The sequence below is a fragment of the Collimonas silvisoli genome (assembly GCF_018305005.1).
GTDB lineage: Bacteria > Pseudomonadota > Gammaproteobacteria > Burkholderiales > Burkholderiaceae_D > Collimonas > Collimonas silvisoli.
The window spans coordinates 1-14,298 of sequence record NZ_JAGQEG010000018.1 but is presented as its reverse complement, the minus strand read 5'-3'; the positions used below and the strand labels follow the sequence as shown (position 1 = coordinate 14,298).

The following is a 14,298-nucleotide window of genomic DNA, read 5'->3' as shown; positions in this document are numbered from 1 at the left end:
GTTACGACACCACTCTGCCGAGGAAGGAGGTCAACGTCCGCACGATGGCTGTGGTAGTCGCATCCATCAGCAAGCCAGGCCACAAGCCGAGCACCAATACCGCCATGCCGTTGAAGCTGAGCAGTACCCGCACATCGAGATGGGCAACAATCTGCACGCTGTCTTGCGGCTCATCGAAATACATCAGCTTGATCACGCGCAGATAGTAGTAGGCGCCGATCAGAGAGAACGCTACGGCGACCACCGCCAGCCAGACCTGGCCGGTGCCGAGCACGGCCTGCAGCACGGACAATTTGGCGTAGAAGCCCATCAGCGGCGGAATCCCCGCCAGCGACAGCATCAGGACCAGCATCACGCCGGCAAACCAAGGGCTGCGTTGATTCAAGCCTTTGAAATCTTCCATGTTTTCCGCTTCGAACCCGGAGCGCGCCAGCAGCATGATGACGCCGAAGGTGCCGAGCGTGGTCATCACGTAAGTGATCGAATAGAACAAGGCCGAGCTATACGCGTTGGCTGCCGAGAACAGATTGCCGTCGACCACGCCAGCCAGCAAACCGAGCAGCATGAAACCCATGTGGGAAATGGTCGAATACGCCAGCATGCGTTTGATATTGCTCTGGGCGATCGCGGTGATGTTACCGATCGCCATCGACAGCACCGCCAGCACGGTCAGCATTTGCTGCCAGTCGAACGCCAGCGGCAACAGCGCTTCGATCAGCAAGCGGAAGCAAATCGCAAAAGCCGCCAGCTTAGGCGCGCCGCCCAGCAACAGGGTGACCGCGGTCGGTGCGCCCTGATAGACGTCAGGCACCCACATATGGAACGGCACCACGCCCAGCTTGAACGCCAGGCCGGCTACCACGAACACCACGCCGAATACCAGTACGGTCGGGTTGATGCCGCCGGAGGACGCAGCGCGGGTTACTTCGATCAGGTCGAGCGAACCGGTGGCGCCATACAGCATCGACATGCCGTACAGCAGGAAACCGGAAGCCATCGCGCCCAGCACGAAATACTTCATCGCCGCTTCGGTCGCGGCAGCGCTGTCGCGCCGCATTGCCACCAGTGCGTACAGCGACAGGGACATCAATTCCAGGCCCAGGTAAATGCTGAGGAAGTTGCTGCCGGAGATCATCACCATCTGGCCCAGCAAGGCAAACAGCGCCAATGGATAGAACTCGCCGCCGAGATGGCCGCTGACCATGCCGCGCTCAGTCACATAACGGCGCGAATACACCAGCGTGATCGCCACCGCGACGTAAGAAACCAGTTTCAACAGACTGCTCAGAGGATCCGAGACAAACATGTTGTGGAAGGTGTAGACCGTCTCCCCGCTTTGGAATTCAGCCAGCGTCAATACGAAACACACAGCCAGCACGGCCAGCGTCAGGTAGTAAGTGAGATGGCGCTTGGCATCCGAAACAAACATATCGATCAGCAGTACGACCGAAGTCGCAATCAGCAGAAAGATTTCCGGATAAACAGGGATCAGATTCATGTTATTCATTTATTTGCCGCTTATCTTTTATGCACTGGGTACACTATGTATTCAGTTTAACTTGGTGATCGCAACCTGCTTCAGCAGGTCGGCCACCGATACTTGCATCGCATCGGTGAACGGCGCCGGATACACGCCCATCGCGATAACGGCGATCGCCAGCACACCCAACATCACGAATTCACGCTTGTTCAGGTCCAGCATTTCTTTCACATGCGGATTGGTGACGGCGCCGAACACCACGCGCTTGACCAGCCACAGCGAATACGCGGCGCCCAGGATCAACGCCGTCGCAGCCAGCAGGCCGATCCAGAAATTGAACTTGACCGCGCCCAGGATCACCATGAACTCGCCGACGAAACCGGAGGTTCCCGGCAGGCCGGAATTGGCCAGCGAGAACAACACGAACAAGGCGGCGAAGCGCGGCATGACGTTGACCACGCCGCCGTACTCGGCGATCTGGCGCGTATGCATGCGGTCATACAGCACGCCGATACACAGGAACATTGCGCCGGACACAAAACCGTGCGAGATCATTTGCACGATGCCGCCCTGGACGCCGATGTCGTTGAAAATAAAGAAGCCGAGGGTGACGAAACCCATGTGGGCGATCGACGAATAGGCGATCAGCTTTTTCATGTCGTTCTGCACCATCGCCACCAAGCCGATATAGATCACGGCAATCAATGACAAGGTAATGATGAAACCGGCCAGATAGTGGCTGGCGTCAGGCGTGATCGGCAGCGAAAAACGCAGGAAACCGTAGCCGCCCAGCTTCAGCATGATTGCCGCCAGCACCACGGAGCCGCCGGTCGGCGCTTCGACGTGGGCGTCCGGCAGCCAGGTATGCACCGGCCACATCGGCACCTTGACCGCAAACGCCAGCAGGAAAGCCAGGAAAATCAGGATTTGCGCCGTCATCGGCAGCGGCAGCTGCTGCCAGGTCAGGATATCGAAACTGCCGCCCGACTGGAAATACAGATACAGCAATGCCACCAGCATCAACAGCGAACCCATCAGGGTGTACAGGAAGAACTTGATCGCTGCGTACACGCGGTTGGCGCCGCCCCAGACACCGATGATGATAAACATCGGGATCAGCGTCGCTTCGAAGAACACGTAGAACAGCAAGCCGTCCAGCGCACAGAAGACGCCGATCATCAAACCCGACAGGATCAGGAAAGCGCCCATGTATTGCGCGACTTTCTTCTCGATCACTTGCCAGGCGGAGATCACCACGATTACGGTAATGAGGGCCGTCAGCGGCACGAACCACAGGGAAAGGCCGTCGATGCCTAAAAAGTAATTGATGTTGAAACGGTCGATCCAGGCAGCCTTTTCAACAAACTGCATGCCGTGGAAACCGTTATCGAACTGGCTCACGATCGGCAAGGTCACCACGAAGCTGACCGCTGCACCCAGCAGCGACAGCCAGCGCACCAGATTAGGATTATCGTCGCGGCCGACTGCCAGGACGAGGATACCGAACGCGACCGGACACCAGATCGCAACACTGAGAAGAGGAAAAGTTGACTGCATCATATTTATTATTTATCTACTTTACTGAGTTTGCTTCGCCAGCTTACTTGGCAAACGGAAACGGCATGAACCAAACCAGGAAACCCAGCACCCCGACAATCATCACGAACGCATAGTGATAGATATATCCGGACTGCCAGAGACGAGTAATTTTCGAGAACCAGCTGACTGCCTTGGCGCTGCCATTGACGATCAGGCCGTCGATCAGGCCGCGGTCGCCGCCATTCCACAAGCCGCGCCCGATCAAGCGCGCGCCGCCGGCAAACACCACATCGTTGAACTTGTCCATATAGTATTTATTGTCGAGCAGCGTAAAGATCGGGCCGGCCTTCTGCTTGATCGCCGCAGGCAGGCGCGGATTGACCAAATAGCAGTAGTAGGCTGACGCCACGCCGGCGATCGCCAGCCACAACGGCGCCGAGCTGAACGTATGCGCAACCATGCCAACCGGGCCATGGAAATCGTTGCGCAATTCTTCCATCGCATGGTGCGCTTCATTGACGAAAATCACGTCCTTGAAGAAGCTGCCGAACAGCATTGGCTCAATCGCCAGGAAACCGATGACGGCGGATGGAATCGCCAGCAGGATCAGCGGCAAGGTCACTACCCAAGGCGACTCGTGCGGCTTTTCCCCCGCACTCAAGCCATGATGGCCGGGCTCTTCGTCTTCGTGTTCATGGCCATTGTGTGCGGCGCCGAAACGCTCTTCGCCGTGGAATACCATGAAGTACATGCGGAAAGAATAGAAAGCCGTGACAAACACGCTTGCCAGCACAGCGAAGTAGGCAAAGCCGGAACCAAACAAAGTCGACGCGTGCGCCGCTTCGATGATGCTGTCCTTCGAATAGAAACCGGAGAAGAACGGCGTGCCGATCAGCGCCAGCGAACCGACCAGCGAAGTGATCCAGGTAATCGGCATGTATTTACGCAGGCCGCCCATGTTGCGCATGTCTTGATCGTGATGCAGGCCGATGATCACCGAACCGGCGCCAAGGAACAGCAAGGCCTTGAAAAAAGCGTGGGTCATCAGATGGAATACCGCTACCGAGTAGGCCGAAGCGCCCAGAGCGACGGTCATGTAGCCGAGCTGCGACAAGGTCGAGTAAGCCACGACGCGTTTGATGTCGGTCTGGATCACGCCAAGGAAACCCATGAACAAGGCGGTGATCGCGCCAATGATCAGGATGAACGACAAGGCGGTGTCGGACAGTTCGAACAGCGGCGACATGCGGGTCACCATGAAGATACCGGCGGTCACCATGGTGGCGGCGTGGATCAGTGCCGAAATCGGGGTTGGACCTTCCATCGAATCAGGCAGCCAGACGTGCAGCGGGAATTGTGCCGACTTGCCCATGGCGCCGATGAACAGGCAGATACAGGCCACCGTCAACAGCATCCAGTCGCTGCCGGGCAGCATCAGTTGCGCCAGCATGCCTCTTTGCGCAAACACTTCGCTGTAGTTCATCGAGCCGGAATACGCCAGCAGCAGACCGATGCCGAGGATGAAGCCAAAGTCGCCGACACGGTTGACCAGGAACGCTTTCATGTTGGCGAAAATCGCGGTCGGACGGGTGTACCAGAAACCGATCAGCAGATACGACACCAGGCCCACCGCTTCCCAGCCGAAGAACAGCTGCAGGAAGTTGTTGCTCATGACCAGCATCAGCATCGAGAACGTAAACAAGGAGATATAGGCGAAGAAACGGTTATAGCCCTCGTCGTCCTGCATGTAGCCGATAGTGTAGATATGCACCATCAGCGAGACAAAGGTCACCACGCACATCATCATCGCGGTCAGGCTGTCGATCAGGAAGCCGATCTCCAGCTTGACGCCGCCGACCGTCATCCAAGTGTACAAGGTGCCGTTAAAGGTGGCGCCGTCGTTCACCGCCAGCAAGGTCTGCACGGAAATGATCAGGGCGATCAGCACGCCCAGAATGGTGACCGTATGCGAGGTCTTGCGACCGACCAGATTGCCGAAGAATTTGGTACCGAATAAGCCCGCGATCGCAGCGCCAGCCAGGGGCGCCAACGGTACGGCAAGAAGTAATTGTGGGTTAAGTTGCCCCGCCATGATGAACCTTATCTTTATTCGTTGTTTGTTGTCTGTGTATTCTCTATCTGCTCATCCCGGCAAACCTGCGTCTGCCGGGACAAACCGCGTCAGCCTTTAAGGCTGTCCAGATCTTCTACGTTGATGGTGTCCAGGTTACGGAACAACGCCACCAAAATCGCCAGGCCAATCGCCGATTCGGCAGCTGCTACGGTAAGGATGAAGAAAACGAAAACCTGCCCGGCCGCATCACCCAGGTAATACGAAAAGGCGATGAAGTTCATGTTCACCGCCAACAATATCAATTCGACTGCCATCAGCAATACGATGAGATTTTTGCGGTTGAGGAAAATACCGACGATGCCGATCGCGAACAGGATCGCGCCGAGGATCAGATAGTGAGCGAGCGAAAGAGCCATATTCGTCCTTGTTATTTTTGTGGGGCTGCTGGTGCAGCCGCGTTGGTAGCGGGGTTGGCGGCATTAGCAGGCGCAACCGGGTCGACCTTGGCTTCCGACGGCATCTTCACTATGCGGACCCGGTCGGTACTCTTGACCTTGACTGCGGCAGAAGGTGAAAAATACTTGGTGTCCTTGCGCCGGCGCAGCGTCAGAGCAACGGCGGCGACAATCGCCACCAGCAGCACGACGGCGGCGATTTCAAAGGCGTACACATATTCCGTGTAGATCAGCTTGCCCAGTTCTTTGGTATTGCCGATATTGGCCGAGATGGCAGGAACGTCGGCGTCGTAACCTTGGAAACCGTGGAATATGACGGCGGCCATTTCCAGCACGATAATCGTGCCGACCGTAGCCGCCAGCGGGAAATAACCCCAGAATCCCTCGCGCATCTTATCCAGGTTGATATCCAGCATCATCACCACGAACAAGAACAGCACCATCACCGCGCCGACATACACCAGCACCAGCACGATGGAGAGGAATTCGGCTTTCAGCAACATCCAGATACCCGCCGCGGAGAAAAACGACAATACCAGGAACAACGCGGCGTGCACCGGATTGCGTGCGGTAATTACGCGCAGGGCGGCGATTACCAGCACCACCGAAAACGCGTAGAACAAGAAGGTCTTAAATTCCATAATGGCCCAAAAAGTCGGCTAAAGAAGCTTCACTTATCGCTGTAAAACAGCAATCAGCGCTAACACAAACGGCGACAAGCGCCACGCCAAACCGCTTAGCGGTATGGCGCGTCCGCTGCCCGTGCCGCGGCAATTTCATTTTCGTAACGATCACCTACCGCCAGCAGCATTTCCTTGGTGTAGTACAGATCGCCGCGCTTTTCACCGTGATATTCCAGGATGTGAGTCTCGACGATCGAATCGACCGGGCAAGACTCTTCGCAGAAACCACAGAAAATACACTTGGTCAGATCGATATCGTAGCGCGTGGTGCGGCGCGAACCGTCTGCACGCTGCTCGGACTCGATGGTGATTGCCATTGCCGGGCAAACCGCTTCGCACAGTTTGCAGGCGATGCAACGTTCTTCACCGTTCGGATAGCGGCGCAGTGCGTGCAAGCCGCGGAAGCGCGGCGATTGCGGCGTCTTCTCTTCCGGGAACAGCACCGTAATCTTGCGTGCGAACAGGTAGCGGCCGGTCAGCCGCAGCCCTTTGAGCAACTCCAGCAGCATTAAACTGCCGAAAAAATCCTTGATGGCTTCCATTTACACTAAACCTTCCATTACTTCCAGATATTCCATGGACTTTGAATCCAGGCAGCGACAATCACCAGGTAGGCGAGAATCAAGGGGATAAACACTTTCCAGCCCAAACGCATGATCTGGTCATAGCGATAACGCGGGAACGAGGCACGCACCCAGATAAACACCGACAGCAGGAAAAAGGTCTTGAGGCCAAGCCAGATCCAGCCCGGAATCCAGTCCAGCATCGCCAGCGGCGAGGCCCAGCCACCCAGGAACAGCAGCGTTGCCAGGATCGAGACCAGGATCATATTGGCGTATTCGGCCAGGAAGAACATCGCGAACGACATGCCCGAGTATTCGATCATGTGGCCGGCAACGATTTCCGATTCGCCTTCCACCACGTCGAACGGGTGGCGGTTGGTTTCGGCAATCCCTGAGATAAAGTAAATCAGGAATACCGGCAACAAGGACAGCCAATTCCAGGACAGGAAACCGACGCCGTGGTCATAGAAGTAACCCTTGCTTTGCGCCATCACGATATCGATCAGGTTCAGGCTGCCGGACACCATCAGCACGATGACCAGCGCAAAACCCATGGCAATTTCGTAGGACACCATCTGCGCCGAAGCGCGCATCGCACCGAGAAAGGCATACTTGGAGTTGGAGGCCCAGCCGGCGATGATCACGCCGTAGACTTCCATCGAAGTGATGGCCATCACGAACAGCAGGCCGGCATTGACGTTGGCCAATACGGTTTCGGGACCGAACGGCACCACCGCCCATGCAGCCAGTGCCGGCATGATGGTCATGATCGGCGCGATGAAGAACAAGACCTTGTTGGCGCGTGCCGGCAAGGTGACTTCCTTCAGCAGCAGCTTGAGAGCGTCGGCGATCGGTTGCAGCAAACCGGCCGGACCAACCCGGTTAGGGCCGAGACGGATATGCATCCAGCCGATCAGCTTGCGTTCCCAGTAAGTCATGTAGGCCACGCATAACAGCAGCGGCACCACCACGACGACGATCTTGATCAAGTTCCAGATCAACGGCCAGATGAAACCGAACCAGCCGGCGCCGGTGGCATTGATGGTGGCGATGAAATGATCCATCATGCTTTCTCCACTACGATAGAACCAAACATCGCGCCCAAGGCTGCGGTCGAGGCGTGCGAAGCGGCGACCCGCACCACATTTTCCGGCAGCTTAGGATCAATTGCCGCCGCCAGCGCAGCAGCGCCCTGCCCTTGTTTGAGATTGACACGATCGCCAGCGGCGATACCCAGTTTTGCCGCCAGCGCTGCCGACAACCATGCTTGCGGCGCCTGGCCGTCCACGGTTTCCTGCAACGACGGCGCGCGACGCACTACCGCATCGGCAAAATAGATCGGCACATCGGCGATGCGTTCCAACGCTCCGTTGGCAGCCTGGGCTGCAGCTTGCGGCTGCAGATCGCTGAAGTTGTTCAAGCGTGCCGCCAGGTTGGCTTCGGCAACTTCGCCGGTACCCAGCACTTCATCGCGAATCGCTTCCGAAGTATCGTAGTCGAAGCCAGGCAAGCCCAGCAAGTTACCCAGCACGCGCAACACCTTCCAGGCCGGACGGGCGTCGCCCATCGGCTTGACGGTGCCGTTGAAGCTTTGAGCACGGCCTTCGCAGTTGACGAAGGTGCCGGAAGTTTCAGTAAATGGTGCGATCGGCAGCAACACGTCAGCGTAGTCAGCGCCGTGCTTGTAGGCAGATAATGTCACCACCATCTCGGCCTGCTTCAGCGCCGCGACGGCGACTTGCGGGTCGAAGCTGTCCAGCTCAGGCTCAGCGTTCAACAACACATAAGCTTTGTGCGGTTGAGCGAAAATCTGTTGTGCGTTGCGGCCCTTGCCAGATGCCGGCAAGGCATTGGCCCAATAGCCGCCGACGGTATTACCAGCCTCGGTCATGTAGCCGAACTTGGCGTCGGTCTGCTGCGCGATCCATTGCGCCACAGCGTGCAGTTGCGAAGCTTGCGGATGCTGTGCCGCGGCGTTGCCGAGCAATACCGCTTTCGCAGCGCCGGACAACAGGCTGGCAGCAGTCTGCTTGGCTTCCGCCGACGCTTCGACATTCTCGAAGCCGGCCGGAACGGCAATGCTCTTGGCCTGCGCTACCGCAACCGCTACCTGGCCCAGGGCCGACAGCCAGGCCGAAGGCGCAACGATCATCTTGTTGGCAACCGGCATCAGCAGATCGTCGTCGGTCGCATGCAGGATATTCAGCTTGGCGCCGCGCTTGACGCCCAGGCGCAGCCGTGCCGACAGCAGCGGGTGATCCTTGCGCAGGAACGAGCCGATGATGAAAGTGCGGTCCAGTTGGGCGAATTCGTTGATCGACATGCCGAGCCACGGCATGACTTTGCCATCCAGCGCGAAGTCGGATTGACGCAGACGGAAATCGATGTTTTCCGAACCCAGGCCGCGCACCACTTTTTGCAGCAGCGACAGTTCTTCCAGCGTCGAATACGGCGTGCCGAGAGCAGCGATGGCGTCCGCGCCATGCTCATGGCGGATATTGCGCAGACCGTGCGCCACATACTCCAGCGCGGTTTGCCATTCGACTTCCTGCCACTTGCCGTCTTGCTTCAGCATCGGCTTGGTCAGGCGCTCGGCGCTGTTCAAGCCTTCGTAGGCGAAGCGATCCTTGTCCGACAGCCAGCATTCGTTGACGTCGTTGTTTTCCAGCGGCAGCACGCGCATCACCTTGCCGGACTTGACTTGCACTACCAGGTTGGCGCCCAGGCCGTCATGCGGGCTGACCGATTTGCGGCGCGACAATTCCCAGGTGCGGGCGCTGTAGCGGAAAGGCTTGGAGGTCAACGCGCCGACCGGGCACAGATCGATCATGTTGCCGGACAATTCGGAATTCACAGTCTTGCCGACGAAAGTAGTGATCTCGGAATGCTCACCACGACCAACCATGCCGAATTCCATCACGCCGGCGATTTCCTGGCCGAAGCGGACGCAGCGGGTGCACTGAATGCAACGGCTCATTTCCTGCATCGAGATCAGCGGACCGGCGTCTTTCGGCGCCACCACGCGCTTCTCTTCTTCGTAGCGGGAAGACGATTTACCGTAACCGACCGCCAAGTCCTGCAACTGGCATTCGCCGCCCTGATCGCAGATCGGGCAATCCAGCGGGTGATTGATCAGCAGGAATTCCATCACGCTCTTTTGCGCGGTCGTGGCCTTGTCGCTGGCGGTGCGCACGATCATGCCGGCCGTCACCGGAGTGGCGCAGGCAGGCAGCGCCTTAGGCGCTTTTTCCACCTCGACCAGGCACATGCGGCAGTTGGCCGCGATGGAGAGTTTTTTGTGATAGCAGAAATGTGGAATGTATGTACCAATCTTGTTGGCAGCATCCATTACCATGCTGCCCTCTTGGACTTCCACTTTCTTGCCGTCTATTTCGATTTCAACCATGGCTTTGCTTTTCTTGCCTAAGTGTTTTGCACGCTGCTTGCGCAGGCTTAAACGTATGCCGGCACCAAGCAATGCTTATGCTCGATGTGATATTCAAATTCTTCGCGATAATTCTTCAGGAAACCGCGCACCGGCATCGCTGCCGCATCCCCGAGCGCACAAATGGTGCGACCCATGATGTTGCCGGCTACCGTATCCAGCAGATCCATGTCTTCCGGACGGCCGTGTCCGGTTTCTATGCGATGCACCAGGCGATACAGCCAGCCGGTGCCTTCGCGGCATGGCGTGCACTGGCCGCAGGATTCTTCAAAATAAAAGTAGGACAGGCGCAGCAGCGATTTCACCATGCAACGGGTTTCGTCCATCACGATCACGGCGCCGGAACCGAGCATGGAGCCGGCCTTGGCGATCGAATCGTAATCGAGATCGGTATCCATCATGACCTCGCCGCGAATCACCGGCGCGGATGAACCGCCTGGGATCACAGCCTTGATCTTTTTACCGCCGCGCATGCCGCCGGCCAGTTCCATCAGCTTGGCGAACGGCGTACCCAGCGGCACCTCGTAATTACCCGGCTTTTCAACGTCGCCCGAGATCGAGAAAATCTTGGTGCCGCCGTTGTTCGGCTTGCCCAGCGCCGCATAGGCTTCGCCGCCCATGTTCAGCAGGAATGGCACGGCCGCGAAAGTCTCGGTATTGTTGATCGTGGTCGGCTTGCCGTACAGGCCGAAGCTGGCCGGGAACGGCGGTTTGAAGCGCGGCTGGCCCTTCTTGCCTTCGAGCGATTCCAGCAATGCGGTTTCTTCGCCGCAGATATACGCACCGTAACCATGGAACGCATGCAACTGGAAGTTGAATTCGCTGCCGAAAATCTTGTCGCCCAAAGCACCGGCGGCGCGCGCCTCGTCCAGCGCTTCTTCGAAGAGCTCGTAACCGGACCAGATTTCGCCGTGGATGTAGTTGTAGCCGACCGAAATGCCCATGGCGTAAGCGCCGATGGCCATGCCTTCAATCAGCGCATGCGGATTGTAGCGAATGATGTCGCGATCCTTGAAGGTGCCAGGCTCGCCTTCGTCGGTGTTGCAGACCAGGTATTTTTGTCCCGGGAACTGACGCGGCATGAAGCTCCACTTCAGGCCGGTAGGGAAACCGGCGCCGCCGCGGCCGCGCAGCGAACCGGCTTTCAGTTCAGCGATGACTTGTTCCGGCGTGATGCCTTCAGACAGGATGCGCTTGAGAGCGGTATAGCCGCCGCGCTTGACGTAATCGGCGTAGTGCCAGTTGTTGCCGTCCAGGTTAGCCAGGATCAGCGGGTTGATATGACGATCGTGCAGGCAGGTCATTTCTTAAGTTCCTCCAGCAAGCCGTCAATCTTTTCGTTCGACATCCAGCTACACATGCGTTTGTTATTGACCAGCAGCACCGGCGCATCGCCGCAAGCTCCCATGCACTCGCCCTCGACCAGCGTGAACTGGCCATCCGCGGTGGTTTCGCGGAAATCGATGCCGAGCTTGTGCTTCAGATGCTCAGCCGCCCGATCGCCGCCGGACAATTGGCATGGCAGATTGGTGCAGATGCTGATCTTGTGCTTGCCGACCGGCTTGGTGTTGTACATATTGTAAAAGGTCGCGACTTCCTGCACCGCGATGGCCGGCATGCCCAGATAGTCTGCGACATCCTGCATGGTTTCCGGCGCCAGCCAGCCCTTTTCATCTTGCGCAATCGCCAATGCAGCCATCACCGCCGACTGTTTCTGGTCGGCGGGGAATTTCGCTACTTCGCGATCGATCTTCTTGTATGTGTCTTGACTTAACAACATGTCGTTGGCCATTCGTGCGCGGTGTTTTGCGCTAGTAGTTAATGTTGATACTGCGTTTGATACTGCCGTTGACTTATTGCAGATAACAGCGGGTTTAGCGGTCGATTTCGCCAAACACGATATCTTGCGTACCGATGATGGTAACGGCATCGGCAATCATGTGGCCCTTGGCCATTTCATTCAAACCCTGCAGATGCGGGAAGCCAGGTGCACGGATTTTCAGACGATAAGGCTTGTTGGCGCCATCCGACACGATATACACGCCGAACTCGCCCTTTGGATGCTCGACCGCCGCATAAGCTTCGCCCGGCGGTACGTGGAAACCTTCGGTGAAGAGCTTGAAGTGGTGGATCAGCTCTTCCATATTCGATTTCATGTCGACCCGCGACGATGGCGCAACCTTGTGGTTGGTCGTCATCACAGGACCGCCGTTGTTGCGCAGCCATTCTACGCATTGCTTGATAATCCGGTTGGACTGGCGCATTTCTTCCACCCGCACCAGATAGCGATCATAGCAATCGCCGTTCTTGCCGACCGGGATATCGAAGTCCAGCAAATCGTACACTTCGTACGGCTGCTTCTTGCGCAAATCCCACTCAACGCCTGAACCGCGCAGCATCGGGCCGGTAAAGCCCATCGCCTTGGCGCGCTCCGGCGACACCACGCCGATGCCGACCAGACGCTGTTTCCAGATGCGGTTATCGGTCAGCAGGGTCTCGTACTCATCCACGTATTTCGGGAAGCGCACGGTGAAATCCTCGATGAAATCGAGCAGGGAACCCTGGCGGTTTTCGTTGAGCGCCTTGATCGCCTTGGCGTTGCGCACCAGCGACGCCTTGTGCTGCGGCATGGTGTCCGGCAGATCGCGATAAACGCCGCCCGGACGATAATAAGCAGCATGCATGCGGGCGCCGGAAACGGCTTCGTAGCAATCCATCAAATCTTCGCGTTCGCGGAATGCGTACAGCAATACCGCCATCGCGCCGACGTCCAGCGCATGCGCGCCGATCCACATCAGGTGATTCAGCAGACGCGTGATTTCGTCGAACATGACGCGGATGTACTGCGCCCGCAGTGGCACTTCAAGACCGAGCAAGCGCTCGATTGCCATCACATAGCCGTGCTCGTTACACATCATCGACACGTAATCGAGGCGATCCATGTAAGGCACTGACTGCAGGTAGGTTTTTTGTTCAGCCAGCTTTTCGGTGCCGCGATGCAGCAGGCCGATATGCGGATCGGCGCGCTGAATCACTTCACCATCCAGTTCCAGCACCAGGCGCAAAACACCATGCGCGGCCGGATGTTGCGGACCGAAGTTCAGCGTGTAATTCTTAATCTCTGCCATTATTTGATCCCGTAATGTTCTTCACGAATCACCCGCGGCGTGATTTCGCGCGGATCGATCGTTACGGGTTGATAAATTACGCGTTTTTGCTCTGCGTCGTAACGCATCTCGACATATCCCGAGACCGGGAAATCCTTGCGGAAAGGATGGCCGATGAAGCCGTAGTCGGTCAGGATGCGGCGCAAGTCGTTGTGACCTTCGAACAGAATGCCGAAAAAGTCGAACGCTTCGCGCTCATACCAGTTGGCCGAGGCCCAGATATCGGTCAGCGAGGCCAGCACCGGCATCTCGTCGTCCGGCGCAAAAACGCGCACCCGCAGGCGCCAGTTATGCTGTATCGACAGCAAATGCGATACCGCCGCAAAGCGCGCGCCATCCCAGGCACCGTCACCATAGGTTGAATAATCGACGCCGCAGAGGTCGATCAATTCTTCAAAACGGGTATCGGCGTGATCGCGCAGCACGCGCATCGCCGACAGATAATTCGAAGCCTTGACCACGATCGTGATCTCGCCAAAGGCCACAGTCAGACTTTGAAGGTCATCACCGAGCGCATTGCGCACGGCGGCTTCCAGGGTTTCCAGTTTGGTCGTCATGGTGCTCTCTTAGCGCGCAATCGTGTTGGTGCGGCGAATCTTGTTTTGCAGCTGGATGATGCCATACAGCAGCGCTTCGGCAGTCGGCGGACAGCCGGGAACGTAAATATCGACCGGCACGATACGGTCGCAACCGCGCACTACCGAATACGAATAGTGATAATAGCCGCCGCCATTGGCGCAGGAACCCATGGAAATCACCCAACGCGGTTCCGGCATCTGGTCGTACACCTTACGCAAGGCAGGCGCCATCTTGTTGCACAGCGTGCCGGCCACGATCATCACGTCAGACTGACGCGGCGACGGCCGGAAGATTACACCAAAACGGTCCATGT

The 14,298-nt window shown here is 57.4% G+C and carries 13 protein-coding genes; all 13 read right to left on the bottom strand.

All coding sequences use genetic code 11. The features are described 5' to 3' along the window. Position 1 precedes the first annotated feature (1 nt). Entirely contained in the window at positions 2-1,507 is a 1,506-nt protein-coding gene (gene nuoN, locus KHU33_RS06655) for an NADH-quinone oxidoreductase subunit NuoN (protein ID WP_211461730.1), read from the bottom strand. Between the two features lie 42 nt (positions 1,508-1,549). Then, positions 1,550-3,040, bottom strand: coding sequence for an NADH-quinone oxidoreductase subunit M (locus KHU33_RS06650; RefSeq protein ID WP_211461729.1), 1,491 nt, complete (start codon positions 3,038-3,040; stop codon positions 1,550-1,552). A gap of 40 nt (positions 3,041-3,080) precedes the next feature. Then, complete coding sequence (gene nuoL, locus KHU33_RS06645) at positions 3,081-5,111, bottom strand: NADH-quinone oxidoreductase subunit L (protein ID WP_211461728.1); 2,031 nt, start codon at positions 5,109-5,111, stop codon at positions 3,081-3,083. A gap of 89 nt (positions 5,112-5,200) precedes the next feature. Continuing rightward, positions 5,201-5,509 carry an NADH-quinone oxidoreductase subunit NuoK gene (gene nuoK / locus KHU33_RS06640; RefSeq protein WP_211461727.1) on the bottom strand — a complete coding sequence of 103 codons (309 nt, stop codon included), beginning with the start codon at positions 5,507-5,509 and terminating at the stop codon, positions 5,201-5,203. 11 nt (positions 5,510-5,520) lie between these two features. Further along, positions 5,521-6,189 (bottom strand): NADH-quinone oxidoreductase subunit J, encoded by a 669-nt coding sequence (locus KHU33_RS06635; RefSeq protein WP_211461726.1) that lies wholly within the window; start codon positions 6,187-6,189, stop codon positions 5,521-5,523. 95 nt (positions 6,190-6,284) lie between these two features. Next, complete coding sequence (nuoI, locus tag KHU33_RS06630) at positions 6,285-6,773, bottom strand: NADH-quinone oxidoreductase subunit NuoI (protein ID WP_211461725.1); 489 nt, start codon at positions 6,771-6,773, stop codon at positions 6,285-6,287. A 17-nt stretch (positions 6,774-6,790) separates the two neighbouring features. Then, the gene (gene nuoH, locus KHU33_RS06625) at positions 6,791-7,858 is read right to left on the bottom strand and encodes an NADH-quinone oxidoreductase subunit NuoH (protein WP_211461781.1); all 1,068 of its coding nucleotides are present in this window, start codon (positions 7,856-7,858) and stop codon (positions 6,791-6,793) included. Beyond that, entirely contained in the window at positions 7,858-10,200 is a 2,343-nt protein-coding gene (nuoG, locus tag KHU33_RS06620) for an NADH-quinone oxidoreductase subunit NuoG (RefSeq protein WP_211461724.1), read from the bottom strand. Before nuoG ends, nuoH begins: the two co-directional genes overlap by 1 nt. Before the next feature lie 47 nt (positions 10,201-10,247). Next, positions 10,248-11,543, bottom strand: coding sequence for an NADH-quinone oxidoreductase subunit NuoF (gene nuoF / locus KHU33_RS06615; RefSeq protein WP_211461723.1), 1,296 nt, complete (start codon positions 11,541-11,543; stop codon positions 10,248-10,250). Further along, complete coding sequence (nuoE, locus tag KHU33_RS06610; RefSeq protein WP_230414095.1) at positions 11,540-12,019, bottom strand: NADH-quinone oxidoreductase subunit NuoE; 480 nt, start codon at positions 12,017-12,019, stop codon at positions 11,540-11,542. The genes nuoF and nuoE overlap by 4 nt, the downstream gene beginning before the upstream one ends. Positions 12,020-12,113: 94 nt before the next feature. Beyond that, positions 12,114-13,367: an NADH-quinone oxidoreductase subunit D gene (locus KHU33_RS06605; protein WP_211461721.1), complete on the bottom strand. Its 1,254-nt coding sequence runs from the start codon at positions 13,365-13,367 to the stop codon at positions 12,114-12,116. Then, positions 13,367-13,963 carry an NADH-quinone oxidoreductase subunit C gene (locus KHU33_RS06600; RefSeq protein ID WP_211461720.1) on the bottom strand — a complete coding sequence of 199 codons (597 nt, stop codon included), beginning with the start codon at positions 13,961-13,963 and terminating at the stop codon, positions 13,367-13,369. Before KHU33_RS06600 ends, KHU33_RS06605 begins: the two co-directional genes overlap by 1 nt. Positions 13,964-13,972: 9 nt before the next feature. Beyond that, positions 13,973-14,298: NADH-quinone oxidoreductase subunit NuoB (gene nuoB, locus KHU33_RS06595; RefSeq protein ID WP_211461719.1), on the bottom strand; the 326-nt coding region annotated here is incomplete at its 5' end.